The organism is Streptomyces sp. NPDC004667, assembly GCF_040609475.1.
Classification (GTDB): Bacteria; Actinomycetota; Actinomycetes; order Streptomycetales; family Streptomycetaceae; genus Streptomyces.
In genome coordinates, this window is sequence record NZ_JBEXKC010000036.1 from 51,682 (window position 1) to 78,651 (window position 26,970).

Genomic DNA, 26,970 nt, shown 5'->3' on the forward strand with positions numbered 1-26,970 from the left:
CGGTACCGGCGGTGCGGGTGTGCGGGCGGTCAGAACCAGCCGAGCCGGGTGACGAGCATGGCCACGACGACCACGAGGGTCCAGCCGGCCACGTGCTCCAACCAGGAGGAGTCTTCCTTGGGGCCCCCGGTGCCGACGAGGTTGCGGGCCCGGGCGCGGGCGGACAGGGCTGCGGTGTGTGCGGTCATGCCGTCCAATGTGCCGCGTTCGCGGCATTCGCGGTAGATGACGAGGGTCACCGGTGGCACGCGTCACATCGCCGGGCCCCGGAACCCTCCTCCGCGCGGAAGGGGTTCCGGGGCCCGGCGGTGTGCGGGCCGATCGCGGTCAGCCCTTGCCGGTGCGCCGGTCTCCGCCCATGGCCATCATGGCCAGGCCGAGGCAGAGGGCCACGGCGCCCGTGATCACGTTGCTGACGATGCTGCGGGTGACGTCCATCGGTCCGGCGATGACCCAGGGCGCCACGATCGTCCAGGCGCCGATCGCCACGGCCGTCCAGGCCATCGCGTGCGTGCGCTCGTACGCCGATCCCAGCCCGCCCATGCACAGGCAGAAGGCGAGGCCGGCGATCAGGTTGTTGACGGCGAGCGGGCCCAGGATGCTGAACCCGGCGATCCACGGCGAAGCCGCCAGGTACAGGCCCGTGATCAGGGCCAGCGCCTCCACGGCCTGCGCGGCGGGGGTGCTCGTCACCCGCTCGAACCGAGTGCGCATCTCGGCAAGGTCCGGGTGGTGTTCGATGCTCGAATGGGTGGTCATGGTGGGCTGCCTCCTATGAGAAGCCTTATACGGCCCTTATGCCCATATTCGACCCGTTAAGCCCTGCGGGGCGGCGGGATTTTCACAGCACTCCCACCGCCTTCAGAGCGGCGACCCGGTCGCGGCCCGGCGCCGCCGGCCCGTAGAGGTAGCAGATGCCGCCGCTGCCGGAAACGGTCTTCCCCGCGGCGTCGTGGCGCTTGGTGCGGAGCCAGATGTTCTCCCATTCGCGGCGCCGGTAGACCCGGCGGACGGCGGCGTTGTCGGCCGAGTTGGGGTCGTTGGCGATCACGTCCCCCTCCGCGGTGAAGCCGATCACCGTCATGAGGTGGCCGGCCGTGCCGTAGCCCGCGCCGGTCAGTTCCTCCGCGCGGAAGGACTGCGACGTGATCACCGGGATGCCGGCCCGGACCAGGATCTCCAGGTCGGCCAGGGAGCCGAGCCGGGTGACCACCCCGGCGAGTCCCGGGTAGGTGGCGGCGTAGGCGGCGTTGAAGGGCCAGTTGCCGCACCCCTTGTAGGCGGCGTCGTAGGTGGAGCGGGCGGCGTGGCAGACCTGGGGGTCGGCGTAGGCGGGATCGACCCAGGCCAGGGACGCCGCGCTGGGTTTGCCGCCCCAGAACTCCACGATCATCTGCGAGGACGTGGGGCTGCACCAGGCCTCGCCGCCGTTGTCGTACTCCGGGTACTGGCCCGCGTGGACCTCCTGCGAGTAGCGCGGCACCTCCAGTTCGCGGGCGGTGCCCGAGGGGGTGGAGGCGGGGACCGTGAAGCGGTCGGGGACCGCCGAGGCCATGGCCCCGGCCAGCCAGACCGTGGGGCCCCGGCTCGCGCCGGGCTTGCGGTACAGGGTGACGCGCAGCTGCCAGGCGGCGATGCGGGGTCCGGTGCCGGGGTGGTCCACGGCCAGGGTGTCGGTCCACACGGTGCTGCGGCCGTCGGTCTGGCCGTCGACGGAGGTGCGGCGGACGTCGCCGTCGCCGGAGGCCCAGCGGCCCATCACGTACCAGGGGGTGACGGTGCCGTCGGTGTAGGTGCCGCGCAGTTCGGTCTGGATCCAGGTGCCGGCCGGGGTGCGGGCGTTCCAGGAGGCGATGACCTCGGTGGCGGGGACGGCGCAGCGGTGCACCGGAGAGGTCCAGGTGGCGTGCTCCCAGGCGGCCCGGCGCCCGGTGTGGGGGTCGGTGTACTCGGTGCGGCCCGCCGCGGCTGCGATCTCCAGGCCGGGCCGGGTGCCCGGGACGGCCGTGGTGCCCCCGTGGGTGCCGGCCTGCCAGTGGCCGTACGCGTACCAGAACCGGTTGTCGACCGGCCGGACCGGGACCGCGTCGCCACCGGACGGAGAACCGGCTCCGGGCTCCGGCGCGGCGGCGGCGCGGCCCGTGGGCAGGGTGGCCGCGGTGGCGGCGGCGAGGGCGGCGGCCAGGAGGGCCCGGCGCGGGGTGGGTGCGGTCATCTGCGTGGCCCCCAGGGGTCGGAGCGGTGGATCGGCTCGTCCACCCTTCCAGTTCCCGGCCGTGCGGCGGCGAAGCCCCGGGTCCGTGTCGAGGGTGACTCGGGGGCGGGCCGTACGCTGGCCGGGTGGAGCCACAGCAGTCACTCGAATCGCTCGCGCAGGAGATCACCGTCCTGCCGCCCTCCCTCGGACCGGTCCGGCTGATCGGGATCGACGGACACGCCGGCTCCGGCAAGAGCACCTTCGCCGGGCGCCTGGCCGGGGCCCTGGGCGGGGCACCCGTGCTGCGGCTGGACGACGTGGCCACCCACGAGGAGCCGTTCGGCTGGCCGGGGCGGCTGCGCTCGCAGGTGCTGGAGCCGCTCGCCGCGGGCCGGGCCGCGCACTGGACCCCGTACGACTGGGTGGAACGCCGCTTCGGGCCCCCGCGGGTCCTGGAGCCGGCGCCCGTGCTGCTCGTCGAGGGCGTCGGGGCCGGACGGCGGGCGCTGCGGCCGCACCTGGCGCGGCTGCTGTGGATGGAGACCTCCCGGGAGCAGTCCTGGGGCCGGGGCCGGCAGCGGGACGGGCGTGAACTCTCCGACTTCTGGGACGGGTGGGAGCGCGCGGAGCTCGCGCACTTCTCCGGCGACCCTTCGCGCCCCTTCGCGGACACTCTGGTACGCCAGAGTGGTACGGGATACGAGTGGACTTCCGGGGCTCCTGCGACCTCCGGAACCGGCCCGTCCGTCACCGAGAGCGACGGACTCCCCCAGGCCTGAGCGGCCTCGCGCGTCGGCCCGCGCGGGCCTGCTCCGAGCCGCTTGACCGGGCCCCGCGAACGGCCTTACGTTCTGAATGCGCGGTCTGCGAAGGCCGCCGCGGACGCGGAGCCCCCGATTGTTCCCCCGTGATCGGGGGCTCCGCTCTGCCCCGTTCCGGCTCCGGAGGGACCCGGAGGGCGCCGCTCCACCCACCCTCCTTCACCCTGAGTCACCCCGCGCCCCGGGGGATCACCCACGACCCGTGCCCACCGCACCCTGGGTAAGGTGCGTCACCGCGGGTACGATGCAGCCCTGATTTCATCGGCGGGGTGGACAACTCACGTGCGCGGCACGGAGTGTTCCGCGCACCACGGGGCTTGCGTGTGGGGGATGTGATGGACTTCGGCATGCCGGGCAGCGCACACGCCCCGGCCGAACTCGCCTGGCTGCGCGGGGTGGACGCCTGCACGATGGGCGCGTACCCGCAGGCCGAGGAGGAGTTCCGGGCGGCCGTCAGGCTCGATCCCGCCATGGCCGACGCCTGGCTGGGCCTGCACGCGCTGCGGGTGGACACGACCAACGCGTTATTGCGGATGTACGCCCACCGCGACCGCTTCGGCGAGCAGCGGGCCCGGCACCGGCGGACCCTCAACTCCTGGTACTGGCTGGGCTGGTGGGTGCAGCCGGTACTGGAGAGCCGGCGGGACCTGCTGCTGGCCCACGCCTCGCACTGGCTGGACGGGCGGCACGTCCCCGAGCTGGACCAGGCGCTCGCCGCCCTGCCGCCGGTGGACACCGACCCGCAGGTCCGGTTCCTGCACGCCTGCCGGGCCTATCTGGTCAAGGACTGGGACCAGCTCGTACGGCAGACCGAGCCGCTGGTGGACGATCCGCTGCTGGGGATCGAGGCGGGCCTCTTCGGCGGGATGGCCCGGGTCCGGCTGGAGATGTACGGGCAGGCCGAGCCGATGCTCTCGGCGGCGCTGATGCGCTGCCGCAGCGAGCAGCCGCAGCGCAAGGAACTGCGGTACTGGCTGGCGCGGGCGCACGAGGGGACGGGGCGCAGCGCGGCCGCCCTGCCGCTGTACCGGGCGGTGCACCGGGTGGACCCGGCGTTCATGGACACGGCGGCCCGGCTGACGGCCATCGCGGACAGCAGCGACCCCGACGACATGGCCGGGTACGCCGGCTACGGCGGGCACAGCGCCGAGGGCTTCGCCGGGCACGGGCTGTCCTCCCTCGGCGGGGACTACACGGCGGTGGCGCTGGGCGGCGGGGGCGGCGGGCCCGTGCAGGACATCGCCGCGGACGGACAGGTGGACCCGGATCCGCCGACGCCCGGGGAGCCGGTGGACCAGCGGTTCGGCCCGGTGGGCGGCGGCTCGGGGCGGGCGGACGGCGTGCGGCACAAGGTGTCCCTGCCCGCGCAGGGTTCCCCGTCGGGGCTGCCGACCGGGCCCGCCGACCCGCGGGCGCTGGCCGAGGCGCTGGCCGAGCTGGAGCGGATGGTGGGCCTGGAGCCGGTGAAGCGGCAGGTGAAGGCCCTGTCGGCGCAGCTGCACATGGCCCGGCTGCGTGCGGCCCAGGGGCTGCCGGTACAGCCGCCGAAGCGGCACTTCGTCTTCTCGGGGCCCTCGGGCACGGGCAAGACCACGGTGGCGCGGATCCTGGGCCGGGTGTTCTACGCGCTGGGGCTGCTGGGCGGCGACCACCTGGTGGAGGCGCAACGGGCCGATCTGGTCGGGGAGTTCCTGGGGCAGACCGCCGTCAAGGCGAACGAGCTGATCGACTCGGCGATCGGCGGGGTGCTGTTCGTGGACGAGGCGTACAGCCTGTCCAACTCGGGCTACAGCAAGGGTGACGCATACGGGGACGAGGCCCTCCAGGTGCTGCTCAAGCGGGCCGAGGACAACCGGGACCACCTGGTGGTGATCCTGGCCGGCTATCCGGCGGGGATGGACCGGCTGCTGGCCGCCAATCCGGGGCTGTCCTCGCGGTTCACGACCCGGGTGGACTTCCCGAGCTACCGTCCCGCGGAGCTGACCTCGATCGGCGGGGTGCTGGCCGACGCGAACGGGGACCGGTGGGACGAGGAGGCCCTGGAGGAGCTGCGCAGCGTCAGCGGGCACGTGGTGGAGCAGGGCTGGATCGACGAGCTCGGCAACGGGCGGTTCCTGCGGACGCTGTACGAGAAGAGCTGCGCGTACCGGGACCTGCGGCTGGCGGGGTTCTCCGGGGAGCCCTCGCGGGACGACCTGGCAACGCTGCGGCTGGCCGACCTGATGCAGGCGTACGGGGAGGTCCTGTCGGGGCGCGGCCCCGACGGCCCGGGACGGTCCGAGCCCCCGGTGTAGGGGCCCGGACCGTGCTCCGGACGGGGGTGCGCGCGGCCCGCTAGGCGCTGCGGGCGTACACGCGGTGGGCGGGGTCGCGGACCTCGCCCACCAGCATCTCCAGGACGTCCTCCAGGGCGACCAGGCCCAGGACCCGGCCGGCCGGGTCGGCGACCTGCGCCAGGTGGGTGGCGTCGCGGCGCATGACGCTGAGGGCGTCGTCCAGCGGGAGGGTGGAGCACAGGGTGGTCATCCGGCGCCACACCCGCTGGGGGACGGCCCGCTCGCGGTCCTCCAGGTCGAGGACGTCCTTGACGTGGAGGTAGCCCATGAAGGCACCGGTGTCGGAGCGGACCGGGAAGCGCGAGTAGCCGGTGCGCACGGTCAGCTGTTCGATCTGGCGCGGGGTGACGGCCGGGCCGACGGTGACGAGCCGGCCGGGGGCCAGCAGGACGTCGGTGACCGGGCGGCTGCCCAGTTCGAGGGCGTCCTCCAGGCGTTCCTGCTCGACGGGTTCGAGGAGTCCGGCCTGCCGGGAGTCCTCGACGAGCCGGCCGAGCTGGGCGCTGGTGTAGACGGCCTCGACCTCGTCCTTGGGCTCGACCTTGAACAGGCGCAGGACGAGCGCGGCGCAGGCGCCCAGGGCGCTGGTCACCGGTCCGCAGAGGCGGGCGAAGGCGACCAGGCCGGGGCTGAACCACAGGGCGGTGCGCTCGGGGGCGGCCATGGCGAGGTTCTTGGGGACCATCTCGCCGATGACCAGGTGCAGGAAGACCACGGCGGCGAGGGCGACGGCGTACCCGAGGGGGTGCACCAGGCCCTCCGGTACGTGGGCGGCCTCGAAGAGGGGTTCCAGGAGCCGGGCCACGGTGGGCTCGGCGACCGCGCCGAGGGTGAGCGAGCACATGGTGATGCCGAACTGGGCGGCGGCCATCATGCGCGGCAGGTTCTCCAGGCCGTGGAGCACCTGGCGGGCCCGCTTGGAGCCGGCCGCCAGGGGCTCGATCTGGCTGCGGCGCACGGAGACGAGCGCGAACTCGGCGCCGACGAAGAAGCCGTTGGCCAGGACGAGGAGCAGGGCGAAGAGGAGCTGGAGGGCGTTCACCGGCGGCCCGCCGGTTCAGGTTCGGCCGGGGCCGGGACGGCTCCGAGCGGTGCGGTGCGCACCAGCCGGACGCGTTCGGCCCGGTAGCGGCGGACCTGGCGGACGGACAGCTTCCAGCCGGGGAGCTCCGCGCGGTCCCCGGGGGCGGGGATCCGGCCGAGCAGGTCGGCGACGAGGCCGGCGACGGTCTCGTAGGGCCCCTCGGGGACCTCCAGGCCTATGCGGCGCAGGGTGTGGACGCGGCAGCTGCCGTCGGCCTCCCAGGAGGGGCGGCCGTCCTCGGCGGGCACTGCGGCCAGTTCGGGGCTGCCGTGCTCGGCGAGGTCGTGCTCGTCGCGGACCTCGCCGACGAGTTCCTCCACGATGTCCTCCAGGGTGACCACCCCGGCCGTGCCGCCGTACTCGTCGACGACCACGGCCATGGGCTGTTCGCTGCGCAACCGTTCCAGCAGGGGCTGTACCGGCAGGGAGCCGGGCACCAGCAGGGGGGTGACGCAGATGCGGTTGACGGCGGTGCGGGAGCGTTCCGGCTCGGGCACGGCGAGGGCGTCCTTGAGGTGGACCACGCCGGTGATCTCGTCGATCCGCTCGCGGTAGACCGGGAAGCGGGACAGACCGGTGGCGCGGGTCAGGTTCAGGACGTCGGCCGCGGTGGCCGTGTGCTGGAGGGCGCTGACCTTCACGCGGGGGGTCATGACGTGCTGGGCGGTGAGCTCGCCCAGCGAGAGGGTCCGTACGAAGAGGTCGGCGGTGTCCTGTTCGAGGGCGCCGGCCTGGGCCGAATGGCGGACCAGGGAGACCAGTTCGCCGGGGGTGCGGGCGGAGGCCATCTCCTCGGCGGGTTCGACGCCGAGTGCCCGCACGAGGCGGTTCGCGACGGCGTTGAGGGCGGCGATGACGGGCCGGAAGGCCCGGGAGAAGGCCTGCTGGGGGCCGGCCACGACGCGGGCCACCTGGAGCGGACGGGAGATCGCCCAGTTCTTCGGGACGAGTTCGCCGACGACCATCTGGACGGCGGAGGCGAGCAGCATGCCGAGGACGACGGCCACGCCGGGGACGGCTCCGCGGGGCAGGCCGGTCGCGGCGAGCGGCCCCGACAGGAGTGCGGCGAGGGCCGGTTCGGCGAGCATGCCGACGACGAGCGAGGTGATGGTGATGCCGAGCTGGGTGCCGGAGAGCTGGAAGGACAGCTCCCGGAGGGCTTCGACGACCGTGCGGGCACGGCGGTCGCCCTCGGCCGCGGCGCTTTCGGCCTCGGGTCTCTCGACCGTGACGAGGCCGAACTCGGCCGCCACGAAGAAACCGTTGGCGAGGATCAGGGCGAAGGCCGCCACGAGCAGGAGTAGCGGGATGGTCATGCCGCCGCCTCCGCGGGGAGGGCGGCGCGGGTACTACCGGACGATCCGTCCATTGCTGGAGGGAGTCACTCCTCTGGTCGAAGGTGCCCACGGGCCACGGGGTCCCGGGGCGGATGGGAGGGCGCACGTACGCGCCCCGCCACCAGGGTAGTCATTGAGATCGCGGCCGCAATGGGACGCAGCGAGGAGACCGGGCGGGCTCAGCGGCCGGTGGCGCCGGATCCCCTGGTCTCGGCGAGGGCGCGCAGGGCGCGGGCGTCGTCGATCGCGCGGGCCCTGGCGATGCCGGGCTGGATGCCGAGGACGGGCAGGCTGGTGCCGTCGCTGAGGTCCAGGAACACCCACGGGTCGCCGGGGCGGAGGTTGACCCGCACGATCTGCGGCCATTCGAGGCGGCGGGTGGTGGTCAGGTTGACCACGGTGACGCCCGTCTCGTCCGCGACCACCTTGGGGCGGCTGAGCAGGACGAGCACGGAGGACATCAGCGCGGCGGTGAAGACGAAGCTGACCCGTTCGCCGGGGCTGAGGCTCTCCAGGAGCAGCGCGATCGCGGTGATCGTGGCGAACATGGCGAGCCCGACGCCCAGCAGCACCGCCCGGGTGCGGGTCGGCCGGAAGGTGACCGGCAGGGCGGGCGGGGCGGACGGGGCGGCGGACTCGCTCATGGTGCTGGTGATGCCTTCTGGAGGGGGCGTACGGATCGGGACGGCGTACGGGTCAGAGCCGGCAGGCGTGGATCGAGGTGGTGAGGATCGCACGGGCGCCGAGCTCGTACAGGTCGTCCATGATCCGCTGGGCTTCCTTGGCGGGGACCATGGCGCGGACGGCGACCCAGCCCTCGTTGTGGAGCGGGGAGATCGTCGGCGACTCCAGGCCCGGGGTGAGGGCGACGGCGCGCTCCAGGTGCTCGGCGCGGCAGTCGTAGTCCATCATCACGTAGCTGCGGGCCACGAGGACGCCCTGGAGGCGGCGCAGGAACTGCGCGACCTTGGGCTCGTCGGCGCCGGCGCCGGTGCGGCGGATGACGGTGGCCTCGGACTTGAGGATCGGCTCGCCGATGACCTCCAGGCCCGCGTTGCGCAGGCTGGTGCCGGTCTCGACGACGTCGGCGATGACCTGCGCGACGCCCAGTTCGATGGCGGTCTCGACGGCGCCGTCCAGGTGGACGACGGAAGCGTCGATGCCCTGGTCGGCGAGGTGCTTGGCGACGATGCCCTCGTAGGAGGTGGCGATCGTCATGCCGCCGAAGTCCTCGGGGCCCTTGGCGGTGCCGGGCTTGGTGGCGTAGCGGAAGGTGGACCGGCCGAAGTTCAGCGGCAGGATCTCCTCGGCGTTGGCCCCGGAGTCGAGCAGCAGGTCGCGGCCGGTGATGCCGATGTCGAGCTTGCCCGACGCGACGTAGATCGCGATGTCCTTCGGGCGGAGGTAGAAGAACTCGACCTCGTTGTCGGGGTCGACCGTGACGAGTTCCTTGGACTCCTTGCGCTGGCGGTAGCCGGCCTCATGGAGCATCGCCGACGCCGGTCCGGAGAGTGAACCCTTGTTGGGGACGGCGATGCGCAGCATGGGGCTTCCTTCGTGCGTGGCGTGGATGCGAAAGGTGTGCGTGGGCGTGCGGGCGCGGGACCCGCGGCGAGGAGCTGCGGCCTAGAGGTGGGCGTAGACGTCGTCGAGGGAGATCCCGCGCGCCACCATCATCACCTGAACGTGGTACAGCAGCTGGGAGATCTCTTCGGCGGCGGCTTCCTTGCCCTCGTACTCGGCGGCCATCCAGACCTCGGCGGCCTCCTCGACGACCTTCTTGCCGATGGCATGGACGCCCTTGCCGACGAGCTCGGCGGTGCGCGAGGTGCTGGGGTCGCCGTTGGCGGCCTTGAGCTGGAGCTCGGTGAAGAGCTCCTCGAAGGTCTTGGGATTGTTCGCCATGATGGTCCTCAGAATAAGGGGTCCCGCGCCGACGCTCAGCGCCAGGGTTCGCTGACGGTCCGCAGGGTCATGGCGGTGGAGACGGCGGCGGTGACCGCTTCGTGCCCCTTGTCCTCGTTCGACCCCTCGAGTCCGGCGCGGTCCAGCGCCTGCTCGTCGTTGTCGCAGGTCAGGACGCCGAAGCCGACGGGGACTCCGGTGTCGATCGACACCTGTACCAGGCCTTGGGTGACGCCCTGGCAGACGTAGTCGAAGTGCGGGGTGCCGCCGCGGATGACCACTCCGAGGGCGACGATGGCATCGTAACCGCGACCGGCGAGTACCTTCGCCACGACCGGCAGCTCGAAGCTGCCGGGGACGCGGAGCAGGGTGGGCTCGTCGATGCCCAGCTCGTGCAGGGCGCGCAGGGCGCCGTCGACGAGTCCGTCCATGACCTTCTCGTGCCACTGGGCCGCGATCACGGCCACCCGGAGGTCTCCGCAGTTCTTCACGCTCAGTTCGGGTGCGCCCTTGCCGCTCACAGCTCTGCTCCTCGGTTCTTCGTGGTGGTGGTACGGGGTGTGTGGAATGTGGTGTGTGGGACGTGGTGTGTGGGACGTGGTTACTGGTTGCCGCAGGCGGAGGTGGGGACGGCCCCCTCCAGCCAGGGCAGGTCGTGGCCCATCCGGTCGCGCTTGGTGCGCAGGTAGCGCAGGTTGTGCTCGCCGGCCTCGATGGGCATCTGCTCCCGGCCGCTGACGGCGATGCCGTGGCGGACGAGCGCGTCGGACTTGTCGGGGTTGTTGGTCAGCAGCCGGACGCTGCGCACGCCGAGGTCGGCGAGGATCTGGGCGCCGGCCCCGTAGTCGCGGGCGTCGGCGGGCAGGCCGAGTTCCAGGTTGGCGTCCAGGGTGTCGCGACCGCGCTCCTGGAGCTCGTAGGCGCGCAGCTTGGACAGCAGGCCGATGCCCCGGCCCTCGTGGCCGCGCAGGTAGACGACCACGCCGCGGCCCTCGGCCTGGATGCGGGCCATGGCGGCCTGGAGCTGGGGGCCGCAGTCGCAGCGCTGGGACTGGAAGATGTCGCCGGTCAGGCATTCGGAGTGCATCCGGACCAGGACGTCCTCGCCGTCGCCGACCTCGCCGTGGACGAGGGCGACGTGCTCGACGCCGTCGACGGTGGAGCGGAAGCCGTACGCGGTGAACTCGCCGGCGGCGGTCGGCAGGCTGACCTCGGCCTCGCGGCGGACGGTCGGCTCGGCGGAGCGGCGGTAGGCGATCAGGTCCTCGATGGAGATGATCGTCAGGCCGTGCTTGCGGGCGAAGGGGATCAGCTCGGGCAGGCGCAGCATGACGCCGTCCTCGCCGGCGATCTCCACGATGGCGCCGGCCGGGCGCAGGCCCGCGAGGCGGGCGAGGTCGACGGCGGCCTCGGTGTGGCCGTTGCGGACCAGCACGCCGCCGGGCTTGGCGCGCAGCGGGAAGATGTGGCCGGGGCGGACGAAGTCGCCCGCCTCGGAGGTGCCGTTCGCCAGCAGGCGCAGGGTGGTGGCGCGGTCGGCGGCGGAGATGCCGGTGGTGACGCCGTGGGCGCCGCTCGCGTCGACGGAGACGGTGAAGGCCGTCTGCATCGACTCGGTGTTGTGCCGGACCATCTGCGGGAGTTCCAGGCGGTCCAGCTCCGGGCCCTCCATGGGGGCGCAGATCAGGCCGCGGCACTCGCTCATCATGAAGGCGATGATCTCGGGGGTGGCCTTCTCGGCGGCGATGACGAGGTCGCCCTCGTTCTCGCGGTCCTCGTCGTCGACGACGACCACGGGGCGGCCGGCGGCGATGTCGCGGATGGCCTGCTCGACGGGGTCGAGGAGCAAGGTCTCCTGCGGGCCGGTTTCGGGGACGTCGGGCACGGGCTTGAGGGGGGTCATGCCGTTGCTCCTTCGAGGGCCGGGGCGGGGGTGGTGCGCGAGCGCTGGTACCAGTCGTAGGCGCCCCAGAGCACGAGGGCTCCGTAGATCACGTAGACGAAGGCGGAGAAGGCGTAGCCGCTGGTGAAGGCGAGGGGGACGCCGACCGCGTCGACGAGCAGCCAGGCGAACCAGAACTCGACGAGTCCCTTGGCCTGGGCGTACATGGCGACGATGGTGCCGACGAAGATGTAGGCGTCCGGCAGCGGGTTCCAGGACATCCACGGGTAGAGGGTGAACAGCCCGGTGACGGCCAGCGTGCCGACGGCGGCGGCGCCGAGGAGGAGGCCGCGCTCGCGCCAGGTGGCGAAGCGGACGGCCAGGGAGGCGTCCTGGGCCTGCCGCTTGCCGCGGCTCCACATCGTCCAGCCCCACAGGGCGACCACCATGACGACGACCTGCTTGCCGGCGTTGCCGGAGAGGTGCCCGGCGGCGAACGCGATGAAGAGGATGACGCCGGAGAGGAACTGGGTCGGCCAGGTCCATATGGAACGCCGCCATCCGAGGGCGAGGGCGGCCAGGCCCATGGTGTTGCCGATCGCGTCCGACCAGATGATCTTCTGGCCGAAGGCGGTGAAGGCTTCGGAGTTCAGCCAGGTCAGGGCGCTCACCGGTCCGTTCCCTCCGTGTCGTTCGGGGTCGCTGCCAGGGGGTCCACGCCGGCCGCGAGGAGGCGCTCGACGTACTTCGCGAGGACGTCGACTTCGAGGTTGACCGGCTCGCCGGGCTGCTTGATGCCCAGGGTGGTCAGCGCGAGGGTGGCGGGAATGAGGCTGATGGTGAAGGAGTCGGCGGCGGCCTCGACCACGGTGAGGCTGACGCCGTCCACAGTGATAGAGCCCTTCTCTACGACGTACCTTGAAAGGTTCTCCGGGAGCGCGATCCGGACGAGCTCCCAGTGCTCCGAAGGGGTGCGGGAGAGGATCTCGCCGGTGCCGTCCACGTGGCCCTGGACGAGGTGGCCGCCGAGGCGTCCGCCGAGGGCCATGGGGCGCTCCAGGTTGACCCGGGAGCCGGCGGTCAGCGCGCCGAGGCTGGAGCGGTTGAGGGTCTCCTGCATGACGTCGGCGGTGAACTCGCCGTCGGCGGTCTCCACGACGGTCAGGCAGACGCCGTTGACGGCGATCGAGTCGCCGTGCTTGGCGTCCTCGGTCACGACGGGGCCGCGCAGGCGGAAGCGGGAGGCTTCGGCGAGCTGCTCGACGGCGGTGACCTCGCCCAGTTCTTCGACGATTCCGGTGAACACTCAGTGCTCCTTGAGGGGCGTGCGGACGGTGGGGACTGCGGTGATGCGGAGATCGGGGCCGACGCGGACGGCCTCGGTGAGGTCGAGGCGCACCGCGTCGGAGATGGTGTCCACGCCGGCGCCGGCGAGGGCGGCGGGGCCCGCGCCCAGGAGGGCCGGGGCGAGGTAGCCGATCACCCGGTCGACGGCTCCGGCCCGCAGGAAGGTGCCCGCGAGGGTGGGTCCGCCTTCCAGGAAGAGGGAGCGCACGCCGCGGGCGTAGAGCCGGCCGAGCAGGTCGTGGACGCCGATGTGGCCGTCGCGCAGCGGCAGGCGCAGGACCTCGACGCCGGGCAGGTGACGGGTGTCGGCGTCCTCGCCGACGACGATCAGGGTGGGTGCGGCGTCGTCGAGGATGCGGGCGGTGGGCAGCAGGCCGGCATGGGTGTCGAGGGCGATCCGCAGGGGCTGGGTCGCGCCCTCGACGCCGCGGACGGCGAGGTGCGGGTCGTCCTCGCGCAGGGTGCCGCCGCCGACGAGGACGGCGTCGCACTCGGCGCGCAGCCGGTGGACGTCGGCCCGGGACTCGGCGGAGGTGATCCACCGGCTGGTGCCGTCCGCGGCGGCGCTGCGGCCGTCGAGGGTGGCGGCGTACTTCCAGGTGACGTGGGGGCGGCCGAGCCGTACGGAGGTCAGCCAGGCGGCGTTGCCCGCCTCGGCCTCCGCCCGGAGCAGTCCGCCCTCGGCGGTGATCCCGGCCGCGCGGAGGGTGGCGCCACCGCCGCTGGCCTGCGGGTTCGGGTCGGCCACGGCGTAGAGCACGCGGGTGACGCCCGCGGCGATCAGGGCCTGGGCGCAGGGGCCCGTACGGCCGGTGTGGTTGCAGGGTTCGAGGGTGACGTACGCGGTGCCGCCGCGGGCCGCCGTGCCCGCCTGGCGCAGGGCGTGGACCTCGGCGTGCGGGCCGCCGGCCCGCTCGTGCCAGCCCTCGCCGACGACGGCGCCGGAGGGGTCGGTGATCACGCAGCCGACGACCGGGTTGGGGCTGGTGGAGCCGAGGCCGCGGGCGGCGAGCTCGATGGCACGCCGCATGGCGGGCACGTCGGTGCCGGGACTTGCGTTCGCGTCGGCGTGGTGCGCCACCGGGTCCTCCTGCCTCATCGGGCACGGACTCCGGGGCCTGTCGGGATACGACAGATGAAGCGGGTGAGCACACGCGGGTACGCCGAGGCCGGAAACACGGTCCGTCCGACACGTCTCCGCTGGGGAAACGCCGATGGACCGCCGACGGCGGCGTACCGGTGACTGGCCCGCCGCGCACTGCCTCCCATCCGGACTTTAACCGTCGGTCCAGGAATTTCACCTGGTCAACCGGCCGCTGGATGCGGACGGGTCGCGGACTATACCGCCGGTTCGGAATTACACCGACCCCGGAGTGCGCTGCTACTGGTACTACGGCCAGTGTGCCACGGGGGATCGGGGGCCATGCGGGTGAAGCGCTGTGGCCTGGGTCACAAACCGGCCGTTCTCGAGCGTCGCTCCCGCGCCACCCGCACCCCCGGACATCCCCGCACCCGGCTTTGGTCCAGACCTATTGACGGGTTGGTCTAGTCCTCTTAACGTTCCCTTCATCTTCCCCGGGGAGCCGGCCTGCCGACGTGCGCACGTCACGGGCCAACCAGCGCCACGTTCCTGCTTGTTGCCGCACGTTGTGTCCTGCCATCCTCCCCTCCCCAGGAGGCACCATGCCGTCCCCCACACGTACGAGAGCCATGCTCCTGGCATCCGGCGCCGCGATCGCCGGCCTGCTGGTCGGCGGGCTCTCGACGGGCGTCTCGCACGCCGCCGACAACGAGGGCTGTCGGCCCGACGGTCTCTACAAGACCGCCGGCGTGGACGTCCCGTACTGCTCGGTCTACGACTCCGAAGGCCGCGAGAAGATGGGCGCCGACCACCAGCGTCGCGTCATCGGCTACTTCACCGGCTGGCGTACGGGCAAGGACGGCACCCCCGCCTACCTCGCCAACAACGTCCCGTGGTCCAAGGTCACCCACCTGAACTACGCCTTCGCCCACGTCGGGGCCGACAACAGGATCTCGGTCGGCGCGGACAACGCGAACAACGCCGCCACCGGGATGACCTGGCCGGGCGTCGCCGGCGCGGAGATGGACCCGGCCCTCCCCTACAAGGGCCACTTCAACCTCCTGAACAAATTCAAGAAGCAGTACCCGAACGTCAAGACGCTCATCTCCGTGGGCGGCTGGGCGGAGACCGGCGGATACTTCGGCGACGACGGCAACCGCGTCGCCTCGGGCGGCTTCTACTCGATGGCCACCAACGCCGACGGCTCCGTCAACCAGGCGGGCATCGACACCTTCGCGGACTCCTCGGTGGAGTTCATCCGCAAGTACGGGTTCAACGGCGTCGACATCGACTACGAGTACCCGACCACCATGAAGGACGCGGGCAACCCGCTGGACTGGCAGCTGTCCAACGCCCGCCGGGCCGGTCTCGTCAAGGGCTACGCGGCCCTGATGAAGTCGCTGCGCGAGCGGCTCGACCGCGCGGGCGCGGCCGACGGCAAGCACTACCTGCTCTCCGTCGCCGCCCCCTCCTCCGGCTACCTGCTGCGCGGCATGGAGACCTTCCAGATGCAGCAGTACCTGGACTACGTCAACATCATGTCCTACGACCTGCACGGCGCCTGGAACGAGTACGTCGGCCCCAACGCCTCGCTCTTCGACGACGGCAAGGACGGCGAGCTGGCCGCCGCGGGCGTCTACTCCACCTCCCAGTACGGCGGCACCGGCTACCTGAACACCGACTGGGCCTACCACTACTTCCGCGGCTCGATGCCGTCGGGCCGGATCAACATCGGCCTGCCGTACTACACCCGCGGCTTCAAGAACGTGCAGGGCGGCACGGACGGCCTGTGGGGCAAGGCCCCGGCCACGACCTGCCCGGCCGGCGCGGGCCTGACCAAGTGCGGTGACGGCGCGGTCGGCATCGACAACCTCTGGCACGACCTGGACACCAACGGGGTCGAGTCCCCGGCGGGCTCCAACCCGATGTGGCACGCGAAGAACCTGGAGAAGGGCGTCGTAGGCGACTACGTCACGAAGTACGGCTTCCCCGCGAACACCACGCTGACCGGCGCCTACGCCCGCAAGTACGACTCCACCCTGGTGGCGCCGTGGCTGTGGAACGCGCAGAAGAAGGTCTTCCTGTCGACGGAGGACGAGCAGTCCGTGGCCGCCAAGGCCGACTACGTGGTGGACAAGGGCATCGGCGGCACGATGGTGTGGGAGCTGGCCGGCGACTACTCCTACAACGCGGCCAAGGGCCAGTACGAGATGGGCGACACGCTCACCTCGCTGATGTACGACAAGTTCAAGGCGGCCAGCCCGTACGGCGCGAAGAAGGCGGGCGCCGCCCTGCCGGCGCGGGCCGTCGACATCAAGACGGAGTTCACCGAGTTCAAGCTGGGCGACTCCAACTACCCGATCACCCCGAAGCTCAAGATCACCAACAACACGAAGAGCACGCTGCCCGGCGGCACGGAGTTCCAGTTCGACTACGGGACCTCGGCCCCGGCCAACGCCTCGGACCAGTCCGGCTTCGGCACGAAGGTGATCTCCACCGGTCACAGCGGGAGCAACGTCGGCGGGCTGAAGGGCGACTTCCAGCGGGTCTCCCTGAAGCTGCCGGCCTGGCAGACGCTGGCCCCCGGCGCCTCGGTCGACCTGGCGTTCAACTACTACCTGCCGGTGTCCACCCCCTCCAACTGGACGGTGAACATCTCCGGCACCACGTACGCCCTGGCCGGTGACCTGGCGCGCGGCACGACGGTCGTGGAACCGGGCACCACCACGCCCCCGACCACCCCGCCGACGACGCCTCCCACCACTCCGCCGACCACTCCCCCGACGACGCCGCCGACCACGCCCCCGACCACCCCTCCGGGCGGGACCTGCACGAGCCCGGCGTACGTGGCGGGCACGGTCTACAACAGCGGAAGCCTCGTCTCCCACAAGGGCCGCACCTGGAAGGCCCAGTGGTGGACGCAGAACGAGGAGCCCGGCACCACCGGCGACTGGGGCGTCTGGAAGGACCAGGGAGCCTGCTGATCCCCCTGGCAGATCCCCCCGTGTGAAACGTGAGCAACGTGAGGACCCGGTGGCCCGGCGGCCACCGGGTCCTCCCGCGTTCCGGCACCTCCCGCGTTCCGGCACCTCCCCCGGCGCGGGGTGTCACGTTCCGGCGGGCCGGACTGTCCCCTGGGGGAGAACACTCCCGACGGGAAGGACCCGCACACCATGAGCACCATCGTCGTCACCGGCGGCACCGGCACCCTGGGCGCCCCGCTCGCCGCCCGGCTACGGGAGGCGGGCCACGAGGTCCGGGTCCTGAGCCGGCACTCGGAGCACTTCCCGGTCGACCTGCGCGGCGGCCGGGGGCTGGACGCGGCCCTGGCGGGCGCGGAGGTGGTCGTGCACTGCGCGAGCAGCCCGCGCGGGGGCGACGAGGAGGCCGCCCGGCACCTGATCGGGGCGGTCCGCCGGGCCGGGACCGTCCGCAACCTCGTGTACATCTCGATCGTCGGGGTGGACGTGGTCCCCTTCGGCTACTACCGGACCAAACTGGCGGTGGAACGGCTGTTGGAGGGGTCCGGGCTGGGCTTCACGATCCTGCGCACCACCCAGTTCCACGACCTGGTGGCCGAGGTGGTGGCCACCGCCGCGAAGCTGCCGGTGGTGCTGCTGCCCCGGGGCGTACGGGTGCAGCCGATCGCCGTCGGGGAGGTCGCGGACCGGCTGGCGGAGCTCGCGACGCCGCGGCCCTCGGGCCGGGTCCCGGACATGGGCGGGCCCGAGGTCCGCCCCCTGACGGACTGGGCCCGGACCTGCCTCGCGGCGACGGGGAGCCGGCGACGGGTGGTGGGCGTCCCGCTCGCGGGCAGGACGTACGCCGCCTTCGTGCGCGGCGGACACCTGGCCCCGGCCCGCGCCGTGGGCCGGGGCACCTTCGAGGAGTTCCTGCGACGGCGGACGGCGGCCCGGGGCTGAGGGTCCCGGAACGCGACCGCCGCGTGGCCCCGGGGGCGGCGGCGTGGGCGGCCGCGGCCCGGCCGGGCCGTGGCGGCGTCAGGGGCATCAGCGGCGTCAGGGGCCTCAGGGGCCTCAGGGGCCGAAGAGGATCGACTGGGCCGCTTCGCGGGCGGCCAGGCGGGCGCCCTCCAGGACGGCCGGGTCGCCGAGGGCGGTGGCGCGGACCTCGGTCGGTACGGGGGTGAGGGTGGTGAGGCGGCGCTCGACGCGGGCGGCCAGGGCCTCGCCGCCCGCATGGCCGAGTCCGCCGCCGAGGACCACGCAGCCGGGGTCGAGGATCGCGGCGACGGCCGCCGCCCCGAGGGCGAGCCGCTCCGCGAGCGCGTCCAGGAAGGCCTCCCCGGCGGCCCCGGCGACGGCCTCCTCGACCGGCCCCCGGAAGCCGTGCTCCCGCGCGAGCGCGCCGACCGCCGACCTGCCCGCCAGGGCGTGGAAACCGCCGGCGCATTCGGTGGCGGAGGGCAGCCCCCCGGTTCCGGGGACCGGGAGGAAGCCGATCTCACCGGCCCCTCCGGAGGCCCCCCGACGCAGCCGCCCGTCGAGGACCACGGCGGCGCCCACCCCGTCGCCGAGCCACAGCAGGACGAAGGAGTCCAGGTCCCGGGCGGCGCCGGCGCGCTGCTCGGCCAGGGCCGCCAGGTTGGTCTCGTTCTCCACCACCACCGTGGCGGGCAGCCGCCGTCGCAGGGTGGCGACCAGGTCCCGGTGCCAGGCGGGCAGGGCGCCGGTGCCGCGCAGCTCGCCGCCGCCCGGGGCGACCAGGCCGGGGGCGCCCACGACCACGGTGTGCAGGGCCCCGGCGCCCGTCCGCGCGGTCAGGGCCTCCAGCCGGTCCACGGCCTCCTCCACCGCGTCGACGGGCAGCGCGGTCCGGCCGAGCGGGCGGCCGAGCAGGTCGGTGACCACGGCGGTCGCGCTGTCGGTGCGTACGTCCAGGGCGGCGAGGTGGGCCCGGCGGGCGACGATCCCGTAGAGGCGGGCGTTGGGGCCGCGGCGCTGTTCGCCGGACTCCCCCACGACCTCGATCAGCCCGGCCTCGGTGAGCCGTTCGACCAGGTCGGCCACGGAGGGGCGGGACAGTCCGGTGAGCTGCTTGAGCCGGCCGGCCGTCAGCGGCCCCTCCTCCTGGAGGAGTTCGAGGGCGAGGCGGTCGTTGATGGCCCGGGCCGTGCTCGGGGAGGCGGGGGACTTGGCGGCGGGGGTCAGCACCTTGGCAGGGGTCACGGCGCCCATCTTAGGGAGGCGGAAAGCATTAACTATCAGGAAGGGTCCCTGATAGTTTACGCCCATGACACGGCCCACGACCGGGGAACCCGGCCCCAGACCGGCGCGCCTGCGCCATGCCCGCTTCGCCATCGCCGCGGTCTTCTGCGCCCACGGCGCCGTCACCGGCTCCTTCGCCACCCGCATCCCCTGGATCCAGCAGCACGCCGGGCTCAGCGCGGGCACCCTGGGCCTGGCCCTCGCCTTCCCCGCGCTCGGCGCGGCCCTCGCGATGCCGCTGGCCGGCCGGATCAACCACCGGTTCGGCGCCCGCAACGCCCTGCGCGGCCTGCTGGCGCTGTGGACCCTGTCCCTGATCCTGCCGAGCCTGGCCCCGGACCTGGCCGTGCTGTGCTGCGCGCTGTTCGTCTACGGGGCCACCTCGGGCATGGCGGACGTCGCCATGAACGCGCTCGGCGTGGAGACCGAGAACCGTCTCGGCCGATCCATCATGTCCTCGCTGCACGGCATGTGGAGCGTGGGCGCCCTGCTCGGCTCGGCGGCCGGGACGGTCGCGGCGCACGCGGGGGCCGACGCCCGGCTGCACCACCTGGTCGCGGCGCTGGTCCTGACGGCGGGCGGGCTGGCGGCCGTACGGGGCGTGCTGGACGTGCGCGGCGACCGGGACGCCGAGGCCCCCGCGCACTTCGCGCTGCCCCCGAGGTCCGCCCTGCTGATCGGCCTCGTCGGGTTCTGCGCGGTCTTCGCCGAGGGCGCGAGCCTGGACTGGTCGGGCGTGTACCTGCGGGACGTGCTGCACACCGACGCGGGCCTGGCCGCCGCCTCGACCACCGCGTTCGCCCTGACCATGGCCCTGGCCCGGCTGGCCGGGGACCGGGTGGTGGACCGGTTCGGAGCGGTGCGCACGGTCCGGGCGGGCGGCGCCCTGGCCACCGCGGGCGGGCTGCTGGTGGTGACGGTCCGCCATCCGGCGGCGGCCCTGGGCGGCTTCGCGCTGATCGGGCTCGGCATCGCGGTGGTGGTGCCCCTGGCCTTCGCGGCGGCGGCGCGCAGCGGGCCGGCCCCGGCGCAGGCCATCGCGGGGGTCGCGACGATCACGTACACCTCGGGGCTGATCGCGCCGTCGGCGATCGGGGCGGTGGCGGACGCGACCTCGCTCGTGGTCTCCTTCGCACTGGTCACGCTGCTCGCGTTCGCCCTGATCGCGGGCGCGACCGTACTGCGTGGCAGGGGGGCGCCGGGGGCGGCCGGAGCAGTGAACCAGGACGAACCCGCCTCTATGCGGCCGTAATATAACGGCTGGTCGTCACGTCGTACCGGCGCGGCGGCCATGTCGTGTGACGACCCGGTGGAACGGAAGTGGTGGGACATGGGCTTCGGCGTGCGCTGGACCCTGCACGGAGACGGGCGGACCCCCGCCCCCGGCGCGGTGGTGCGGCCGGACGAGCGGCTCTCGTGGCCGCGGACCGCCGGGCTCGGCGCCCAGCACGTCGTGGCGATGTTCGGCGCCAGTTTCGTCGCGCCGGTCCTCATGGGCCTGGACCCGAACCTCGCGATCATGATGTCGGGCATCGCTACCGTCATCTTCCTGCTCGCCACGCGCGGCCGGGTGCCCTCCTACCTGGGCTGCTCGCTCTCCTTCGTCGGCGTCGCCGCGGCGATCCGGGCGGGCGGCGGCGACAGCGCGGTCGTCACGGGCGCGGTGTTCGTGGTCGGCGTGGCGCTGTTCCTGGCGGGTCTGGCCGTCCAGCGCTTCGGCGCGCGGATCATCCACGCGGCGATGCCGCCGGTGGTGACGGGCGCGGTCGTGATGCTGATCGGCTTCAACCTGGCGCCGGTGACGGCCTCGACGTACTGGCCGCAGGACCAGTGGACGGCGCTGCTGACCATGCTGTTCACGGGCATGGCCGTGGTCTGCCTGCGCGGGTTCTGGTCGCGGATCGCGATCTTCCTGGGCCTGGTCTTCGGGTACGCGGTCTCCTGGATCTTCGACCTGGTCTTCGGCATGATCCACTCGACCACGGGCGGGCCGGAGGCGGTGGACCACTGGCGCCTCGACCTCTCCGGCGTCTCCCAGGCCCCCTGGATCGGCCTCCCGTCCTTCCACGCCCCGCAGTTCGAGTGGTCGGCGATCCTGATCGCGCTGCCGGTGGTGATCGCGCTGATCGCGGAGAACGCCGGTCACATCAAGGCCGTCGGCGAGATGACCGGCGACCCGCTCGACGACAAGCTCGGCACCGCCATCGCCGCCGACGGCGCCGCGTCCATGCTCTCCACGGCGGTCGGCGGCCCCCCGAACACCACGTACTCCGAGAACATCGGCGTCATGGCCGCCACCCGCGTCTACTCCACGGCGGCCTACTGGGCGGCGGCCGGCTTCGCCCTGCTCTTCGGCCTGTGCCCCAAGTTCGGCGCGGTCGTCGCCGCCATCCCGGGCGGGGTGCTCGGCGGCATCACCGTCATCCTCTACGGCATGATCGGCCTGCTCGGCGCCCAGATCTGGATCAACGGCGGGGTGGACCTGCGCAACCCGCTGAACCTGGTGCCGGCCGCGGCGGGCATCATCATCGGCATCGGCGGCGTCAAGCTGCAGTTCACCGACACCTTCGAGCTCGGCGGCATCGCGCTCGGCACCATCGTGGTGATCACCGGCTACCACACGCTGCGCTACTTCGCCCCGGCGCACCTCAAGCAGCAGGAGCCCCTCCTCGACTCGGGCACCTCCGCCTACGACGACGGCCGGGACGGTCCGGACACGCCGCGTTGACGCCCGCTTCGCCCGAACCGGCGAAGCGTACGGCCAAGTTCCCCGCGCGCAGCGTCCCGGCTGCGACGCTGCCCGGCATGGAAGCGGTACTCGCGCGGATGCGCGCCCTCGACGAGCGGCTCCCCGCGCAGGACGGCGTGGCCGTCTTCAACCGGGTGTACCTGACGGTCACGCAGGCCCTGCACCACCGGATCGGCCACGGCGGTTTCCCCGCGCCCCGCCGGGCCGAGACGCTCGGCGTGCGGTTCGCGGAGCGGTACCTGACGGCGGTGGAGACGGACGGGCGGGCACCGGCCTGCTGGCGCCCGCTGCTCCAGTACCGCCGCCACCCGGGCGTGCGGCCGCTGCAGCACGCGCTGGCCGGGATCAACGCCCACATCGGGCACGACCTGGCCCTGGCGGTGGTCTCCTCCTGCCACTCCCTGGGCTGCCCGCCGACGGACCTCGAAGCCGACTTCCACCGGGTCGGCGAGACCCTGGTCTCGCTGGAGGAACGCATCCGGGAGGACCTGATGCCGGGCCCGGACCTGCTGGAGGTCGCCGACCCGCTGACGCACCTGATCGGCTCCTGGAGCCTGGAACGCGCACGGGCCGGGGCCTGGGCGGCGGCCCGCCTGCTGTGGGCCCTGCGGCACGCACCCGACCTGGCCGAGGAATTCACCGAGTCCCTCGACTCCGGCGTCGGCCTGGTCGGCCGCTGCCTGCTCACCCCCTCGCCACTGAAACCCTGTGCGACCTGGGCGTACGCCCCCTAGCCTCGGCGGATGGCCAGTTTCGCGACGCACCGGCTCCGGGTGCACGACACCGCCCGCCCGCCGCACCGGAGGCTGTCGGCGCTGCGCACCTGCCTGACGGAGTTCGCCCCGTACGGCTTCTACCCCACCTACCACCACCTGTGCCGCAGCGCCGGGATCCCGCGCGACCTGGACGAGGACCCCGCCTCGCTGGTGCGGGCGGTGGAGGAGCTCGACGAGGCGCGGCGGCTGTGGCTGGCGGAGCTCGCCGGCTGGCAGGTCGGGCGGCGGGCGCAGAAGCGGGCAGGGGTGCGGCGGGCGGACCCGCCGCAGCCGTCGCAGTGGCTGTTCTGGCCGGACCCGGAGTTCCACCCCGCCGGGCGGCTCGTCGAGGTGATGCCCTCGGTGATGCGCGGGCGGTGGGACCTCGAAGGCCACCAGGGCCGGGACGGCGCGTGCCCCGTGTGCGGGGCCGGCCGGGGGACGGTGGAGTGGGACGGGGACGGGTACGGGAGGTACACGCTGTGCGCGGGGTGCGGCCTCGGCCTCGGTCTGGGTCGCAGGCCGCCCGGACTGCCGGACGTGCGGGAGCGCGTCGAGGTGCGCTCCGCGTTCCGTCGCCGTCGGCACCTGATCTGGACGCGCGCCCTGGAGGACGGGCGGCGGGCATGAGAACGGGCCGCCGCCGCGCTCGTGCGCGGGGGCGGCCCGTGGTCGTGGGTCCCGGGGGATCAGTCCTCGGGGAGTTCGACCGGGGCGATCGCGTCGTAGACGTCGCCGGGGCCGGGGTTGGTCTCGTCGGTGGAGCCGCCCAGGTGGTGCATGACGCCCCAGACCGCGTTCAGGGCGGTCTGGACGGCGCCCTCGGCCCAGCCGGCCGTCCAGGAGATGTCGTCGCCCGCGAGGAAGATGCCGCGCTTGTCCTCGGGGAGGCGGTCCTGCATGAAGTGGGTGAACAGGCGCCGCTGGTAGCGGTAGTGGCCCGGCAGGTTCGCCTTGAACGCGCCCATGAAGTAGGGCTCGTTCTCCCAGGACACGGTCACCGGGTTGCCGATGATGTGGCGGCGGATGTCGACCTTGGGGTAGATCTCGCCGAGGGACTTCAGCATGACCTCCATCCGCTCGTTCGCGGACAGCGGCAGCCACTTGAGGCTGTCGTCGCACCAGGTGTACGAGAGGCAGATGACGGCCGGTGCGTCCGGGCCGTTGTCCAGGAGGTACGTGCCGCGGGTCATGCGGTCCGTCAGGGTCATCGACATGACGTCGCGGCCCGTCTCCTCGTCCTTGTCCAGCCAGAACGGCCGGTCCACCGGGATGAAGAGCTTGCTGGACTCCATGTAGTGGGTGCGCTCGATCGCCGTCCAGTGGTCGATCGGGAACAGCGTGTCATCGCACTCGATCTTGGACAGCAGCATCCAGGACTGGGCGGTGAAGATCGCGGCGCGGTACGTGCGGATGTCGCCGGACGCGTCGGTGACCGTGATGCGGTTGCCGGCGGTGCGGTGCAGGCGGGTCACCGCCGGGCGCGGGGCGCCCTCGTGCAGGGAGGACAGGGACGTGCCCTGGGCCCAGTGCAGGATCTTCTCGGGCTCGCGCTCCCACAGCCGCAGCGGCAGCTGCTGCGAGCCGCCGACGATGCCGCGGTGGTGGTCGTCCGCCTCGGTGTAGACGACGCGCAGGATCTCCAGGATGGAGTTCGGGAAGTCGGTGTCCCAGCCGCCGGTGCCGAAGCCGACCTGGCCGAAGATCTCGCGCTTGCGGAAGGACTGGAAGGCCTCGGACTTGCAGAGGAAGCCGTAGAAGGTCTCGTCGTCGAGCTTCTCGACGAGCTTCGCCCAGATCTCGCGGATGCGCGGGACGTCCCGCTCGCGCATCGCGGTGTTCATGTCGGAGAAGTCCGCGCCCTCGTCCAGGCAGGCGTTCCACGCGGCGGACACGTCGCGGTAGACCTGCGGGAGGTCGGCGATGGTCTCGGCGTAGTGGGTCTCGCCCTTGAGGTCGACGACCGTGGAGGGGGTGGACTCGGCGAGCGGGTTCGGGAAGGGCTCCGTGACCAGGCCGACGAGGTCGATGTAGTGCTGGAGGGCGGTGGAGGACGGCGGGAAGCGCATGGCGCCCATCTCCGCGGTCAGACCCTCGGTGCCCGCGCCCTCGAAGCCGACGGTGCGCAGCCGGCCGCCGATCTGGTCGGCCTCGTAGACGACGGGCTTGAGGCCCATCTTCATCAGCTCGTAGGCGGAGATGATGCCGGACAGACCGCCGCCGATCACGGCGACCTCGGTGCCGTGCTCGGTCGCCGGTATCTGACCGAGGCCCGCCGGGTGGGCGAGGAAGTCGTCGTACGCGTACGGGAAGTCAGGCCCGAACATGGTGATCGGGGGCTGACCGTCGCTGTGCGGGACGGCGGTGGTGGGCACCGTGGACGTCATGGGGGTACGTCTCCTTGCGGGGTGGGGCAGGGGGCGGCGGGACGGGCGGCGGGACGGGATCAGACGAGGGAGTCGTAGAGCCCGGGGCGGCGGTCGCGCAGGTACGGGTTGGTCTCGCGCGAGGCCTGGAGGAGCTCGGGGTCGGCCTCGCCGAACACCATCTCCTCGCCGCGCCCGGCCCGGGTGCGGGTGACCCCGTCGGGACTGGCGAGGCAGCTGAGGCCGACGAACTCGAACTCGCCCTCCGGGCCGGTCCGGTTGACGTACGCGATGTACATCTGGTTCTCGAAGGCGCGGACGGGCACCAGCTGCTCGGCCACGAACTGGAACGGGTGCATCTGGGCGGTCGGGACCAGGAGGAGGTCGGTCCCGGCCAGCCCGTGAGCCCGTACGTTCTCGGGGAACTCCACGTCGTAGCAGATCATGATGCCGATGCGCAGGCCGTTCAGGTCCGCCTGGACGACGGGGATGTCGCCGGGGGTGAAGGCGTCCTGCTCGAAGCAGCCGAAGAGGTGGGTCTTGCGGTAGTTGGCGAGCGCGGTCCCGTCGGGGCCGATGAGCTGCGCCGAGTTGAAGACCGCCTCGCCCGACTTCTCGGGGTAGCCGTACAGGACGGCGATCCCGTGGCGGCGGGCGATCTCGCCGATGGCGACGGCGGACGGGCCGTCGGCCGCTTCGGCGAGGCCGGGGACGTCCTGGAGGTCCAGCGCGTAGCCGGTCAGGAACATCTCCGAGGTCACGAGGAGCCCGGCCCCGCCCTGTGCGGCGCGCGCCGCGGCCTCGTCGAGCCGCTTCAGATTCTCGGCGGTGTCGCCGAGCCGTCCGGAGCTCTGGAGGAGTGCGGTGCGCAGCGGGGGCATGGGCGTACCTCTGTGGCAGATGGGGTGGGGGTCGTAAAACGGTACGTTCGGGCGTTCGATCGGGACAAGCCGTGAGCGTTGCGCTGGGCGCATCGATTCGTTGCGCGTTCTCCGGGTTGCGCGGCGATTCGTTGCGCCGGTGCGTTACGAGGCCGCCGCGAAGGCCGGATGGGCGCGCAGGCGCCGGATGTACGCCCGCAGGTGCGGGCCGGCCGCGGGCAGGACGGCGGGGTCCAGCAGGGCCACCCACAGGTCCGCGTCGGCGACGGTCGGGCGGTCCCCCAGAGCGTACGGGCGGACGGTGAGCCGGCGCTCCAGCAGGTCCAGGGCCGCGGACCGGTCGGCGGGCGGAGCGGACGGGTCGAGCAGGGCGCGGACGGCCGAGGAGAAGGCGGCCGGGGCGGGCGGGGCCAGGTCGGGGCGGCCGGCGAGGCGGACGGCGAGGTCGTCGAGGATGTCGGGGGTGTGGTTGCTGACGACCCGGCCGCTCCAGGTGTCGCAGAGGGCGGGAACGGCGAGGGTGCCGTCGTAGTGGTGCCCGGCGGCCTCGTAGGCGCGGCGCAGGGCGGCGTACGAGGCGGGCCCGGCGAGCACGGTGGTCCCGACGGAGTCGGCGAGGCCGAGCAGGGCGAGGGCGGTGCGGACGCGCCGGGAGCGCGGACAGGCTTCGGCGAGGTAGAGGTGGTAGCGGTGCGGCACCGGGAGGAACCCGGCCCCGATGCGGCCGCGGGGGGCGGGGACGGGGGCGGTGCGGGGCATGACGGTGGGAACCATTCGGATCCTCCGGGGTGTGGACGACGACGGACGCTTCCCCTGGCCGGGGGGTGGGTGGATCCGGGGCGGCGCCCCCACCCGGCCAGGCGGAGAGACCCTGAACAACGTTCCGACCGGCCGGCCCCCGTCGCGGACGGCCACCGACCGTACGGTGGTCCGGCGGGTCGGCCCGCCGGAGCCGGGCCGCCGGCAGCCCGTCCCGGCCCTCGCGGGGGCCGGGTGGTGGC

General features: G+C 73.1%; 26 protein-coding genes and 1 riboswitch. Of the genes, 9 read left to right on the forward strand and 17 right to left on the reverse strand.

Features of this window, described 5'->3' with window-relative positions:
* Nucleotides 1-29: 29 nt before the first annotated feature.
* The 3 genes from ABZW32_RS20975 to ABZW32_RS20985 all read right to left on the reverse strand — a co-directional run bounded on the left by ABZW32_RS20975 (nt 30) and on the right by ABZW32_RS20985 (nt 2,215).
* Entirely contained in the window at nt 30-188 is a 159-nt protein-coding gene (locus ABZW32_RS20975) for an SCO1431 family membrane protein (protein ID WP_356217943.1), read from the reverse strand.
* A gap of 139 nt (nt 189-327) precedes the next feature.
* Nucleotides 328-759 (reverse strand): SPW repeat protein, encoded by a 432-nt coding sequence (locus tag ABZW32_RS20980; RefSeq protein ID WP_356217944.1) that lies wholly within the window; start codon nt 757-759, stop codon nt 328-330.
* 82 nt (nt 760-841) lie between these two features.
* On the reverse strand, nt 842-2,215 hold the full coding sequence (locus ABZW32_RS20985) for a C39 family peptidase (protein WP_356217946.1): 1,374 nt from the start codon (nt 2,213-2,215) through the stop codon (nt 842-844).
* Between the two features lie 125 nt (nt 2,216-2,340).
* On the opposite strand from ABZW32_RS20985, the gene ABZW32_RS20990 reads away from it, so the two are divergent.
* Nucleotides 2,341-2,976, forward strand: a complete 636-nt coding sequence (locus ABZW32_RS20990) for a hypothetical protein (protein WP_356217948.1) — start codon at nt 2,341-2,343, stop codon at nt 2,974-2,976.
* Nucleotides 2,977-3,353: 377 nt separating this feature from the next.
* On the forward strand, nt 3,354-5,312 hold the full coding sequence (locus ABZW32_RS20995) for an AAA family ATPase (RefSeq protein WP_356217983.1): 1,959 nt from the start codon (nt 3,354-3,356) through the stop codon (nt 5,310-5,312).
* A gap of 40 nt (nt 5,313-5,352) precedes the next feature.
* Here ABZW32_RS20995 and ABZW32_RS21000 read toward each other — a convergent pair whose 3' ends face one another.
* The 10 genes from ABZW32_RS21000 to ribD all read right to left on the reverse strand — a co-directional run bounded on the left by ABZW32_RS21000 (nt 5,353) and on the right by ribD (nt 13,939).
* A complete protein-coding gene (locus ABZW32_RS21000; protein ID WP_356217950.1) occupies nt 5,353-6,396 on the reverse strand; it encodes a hemolysin family protein in 1,044 nt (347 codons plus the stop codon).
* Nucleotides 6,393-7,754, reverse strand: coding sequence for a hemolysin family protein (locus tag ABZW32_RS21005; RefSeq protein WP_356217952.1), 1,362 nt, complete (start codon nt 7,752-7,754; stop codon nt 6,393-6,395). Before ABZW32_RS21005 ends, ABZW32_RS21000 begins: the two co-directional genes overlap by 4 nt.
* Before the next feature lie 200 nt (nt 7,755-7,954).
* Nucleotides 7,955-8,419 carry a PH domain-containing protein gene (locus tag ABZW32_RS21010; RefSeq protein WP_356217954.1) on the reverse strand — a complete coding sequence of 155 codons (465 nt, stop codon included), beginning with the start codon at nt 8,417-8,419 and terminating at the stop codon, nt 7,955-7,957.
* A 52-nt stretch (nt 8,420-8,471) separates the two neighbouring features.
* Entirely contained in the window at nt 8,472-9,320 is an 849-nt protein-coding gene (hisG, locus tag ABZW32_RS21015) for an ATP phosphoribosyltransferase (protein ID WP_266837766.1), read from the reverse strand.
* An 81-nt stretch (nt 9,321-9,401) separates the two neighbouring features.
* Nucleotides 9,402-9,680, reverse strand: a complete 279-nt coding sequence (locus tag ABZW32_RS21020; RefSeq protein WP_356217956.1) for a phosphoribosyl-ATP diphosphatase — start codon at nt 9,678-9,680, stop codon at nt 9,402-9,404.
* A 35-nt stretch (nt 9,681-9,715) separates the two neighbouring features.
* Complete coding sequence (gene ribH, locus ABZW32_RS21025; protein WP_007262951.1) at nt 9,716-10,201, reverse strand: 6,7-dimethyl-8-ribityllumazine synthase; 486 nt, start codon at nt 10,199-10,201, stop codon at nt 9,716-9,718.
* 80 nt (nt 10,202-10,281) lie between these two features.
* On the reverse strand, nt 10,282-11,583 hold the full coding sequence (locus ABZW32_RS21030; protein WP_356217958.1) for a bifunctional 3,4-dihydroxy-2-butanone-4-phosphate synthase/GTP cyclohydrolase II: 1,302 nt from the start codon (nt 11,581-11,583) through the stop codon (nt 10,282-10,284).
* A complete protein-coding gene (locus ABZW32_RS21035) occupies nt 11,580-12,233 on the reverse strand; it encodes a nicotinamide mononucleotide transporter family protein (protein WP_030234193.1) in 654 nt (217 codons plus the stop codon). Before ABZW32_RS21035 ends, ABZW32_RS21030 begins: the two co-directional genes overlap by 4 nt.
* Nucleotides 12,230-12,868: a riboflavin synthase gene (locus tag ABZW32_RS21040; RefSeq protein WP_356217960.1), complete on the reverse strand. Its 639-nt coding sequence runs from the start codon at nt 12,866-12,868 to the stop codon at nt 12,230-12,232. Before ABZW32_RS21040 ends, ABZW32_RS21035 begins: the two co-directional genes overlap by 4 nt.
* Nucleotides 12,869-13,939: a bifunctional diaminohydroxyphosphoribosylaminopyrimidine deaminase/5-amino-6-(5-phosphoribosylamino)uracil reductase RibD gene (ribD, locus tag ABZW32_RS21045; RefSeq protein ID WP_356217985.1), complete on the reverse strand. Its 1,071-nt coding sequence runs from the start codon at nt 13,937-13,939 to the stop codon at nt 12,869-12,871.
* Between the two features lie 221 nt (nt 13,940-14,160).
* Nucleotides 14,161-14,290, reverse strand: a riboswitch (FMN riboswitch).
* Between the two features lie 302 nt (nt 14,291-14,592).
* Here ribD and ABZW32_RS21050 point away from each other — a divergent pair.
* On the forward strand, nt 14,593-16,974 hold the full coding sequence (locus ABZW32_RS21050) for a chitinase C-terminal domain-containing protein (protein WP_356217962.1): 2,382 nt from the start codon (nt 14,593-14,595) through the stop codon (nt 16,972-16,974).
* Nucleotides 16,975-17,163: 189 nt separating this feature from the next.
* Entirely contained in the window at nt 17,164-17,913 is a 750-nt protein-coding gene (locus ABZW32_RS21055) for an SDR family oxidoreductase (protein ID WP_356217964.1), read from the forward strand.
* Nucleotides 17,914-18,027: 114 nt separating this feature from the next.
* Here ABZW32_RS21055 and ABZW32_RS21060 read toward each other — a convergent pair whose 3' ends face one another.
* Nucleotides 18,028-19,188: an ROK family transcriptional regulator gene (locus ABZW32_RS21060; protein WP_356217966.1), complete on the reverse strand. Its 1,161-nt coding sequence runs from the start codon at nt 19,186-19,188 to the stop codon at nt 18,028-18,030.
* A gap of 55 nt (nt 19,189-19,243) precedes the next feature.
* Between ABZW32_RS21060 and ABZW32_RS21065 the strand changes: the two genes are divergently transcribed.
* The 4 genes from ABZW32_RS21065 to ABZW32_RS21080 all read left to right on the forward strand — a co-directional run bounded on the left by ABZW32_RS21065 (nt 19,244) and on the right by ABZW32_RS21080 (nt 23,352).
* On the forward strand, nt 19,244-20,470 hold the full coding sequence (locus ABZW32_RS21065) for an MFS transporter (protein ID WP_356217968.1): 1,227 nt from the start codon (nt 19,244-19,246) through the stop codon (nt 20,468-20,470).
* Between the two features lie 78 nt (nt 20,471-20,548).
* Nucleotides 20,549-21,946 carry a solute carrier family 23 protein gene (locus ABZW32_RS21070; protein WP_356217987.1) on the forward strand — a complete coding sequence of 466 codons (1,398 nt, stop codon included), beginning with the start codon at nt 20,549-20,551 and terminating at the stop codon, nt 21,944-21,946.
* A gap of 77 nt (nt 21,947-22,023) precedes the next feature.
* A complete protein-coding gene (locus tag ABZW32_RS21075) occupies nt 22,024-22,701 on the forward strand; it encodes a DUF5995 family protein (RefSeq protein WP_356217970.1) in 678 nt (225 codons plus the stop codon).
* A gap of 9 nt (nt 22,702-22,710) precedes the next feature.
* Nucleotides 22,711-23,352, forward strand: coding sequence for a hypothetical protein (locus ABZW32_RS21080; protein WP_356217972.1), 642 nt, complete (start codon nt 22,711-22,713; stop codon nt 23,350-23,352).
* A gap of 59 nt (nt 23,353-23,411) precedes the next feature.
* On the opposite strand, the gene ABZW32_RS21085 is transcribed toward ABZW32_RS21080, so the two are convergent.
* The 3 genes from ABZW32_RS21085 to ABZW32_RS21095 all read right to left on the reverse strand — a co-directional run bounded on the left by ABZW32_RS21085 (nt 23,412) and on the right by ABZW32_RS21095 (nt 26,728).
* The gene (locus tag ABZW32_RS21085) at nt 23,412-25,109 is read right to left on the reverse strand and encodes an NAD(P)/FAD-dependent oxidoreductase (RefSeq protein WP_356217973.1); all 1,698 of its coding nucleotides are present in this window, start codon (nt 25,107-25,109) and stop codon (nt 23,412-23,414) included.
* A gap of 59 nt (nt 25,110-25,168) precedes the next feature.
* The gene (locus tag ABZW32_RS21090; RefSeq protein ID WP_356217975.1) at nt 25,169-25,969 is read right to left on the reverse strand and encodes a carbon-nitrogen hydrolase family protein; all 801 of its coding nucleotides are present in this window, start codon (nt 25,967-25,969) and stop codon (nt 25,169-25,171) included.
* Between the two features lie 144 nt (nt 25,970-26,113).
* Nucleotides 26,114-26,728 (reverse strand): glutathione S-transferase C-terminal domain-containing protein, encoded by a 615-nt coding sequence (locus tag ABZW32_RS21095; protein ID WP_356217977.1) that lies wholly within the window; start codon nt 26,726-26,728, stop codon nt 26,114-26,116.
* 31 nt (nt 26,729-26,759) lie between these two features.
* Here ABZW32_RS21095 and ABZW32_RS21100 point away from each other — a divergent pair.
* Nucleotides 26,760-26,970, forward strand: a 211-nt coding sequence (locus ABZW32_RS21100; RefSeq protein ID WP_356217979.1) for a hypothetical protein, incomplete at its 3' end; no start/stop codon positions are given.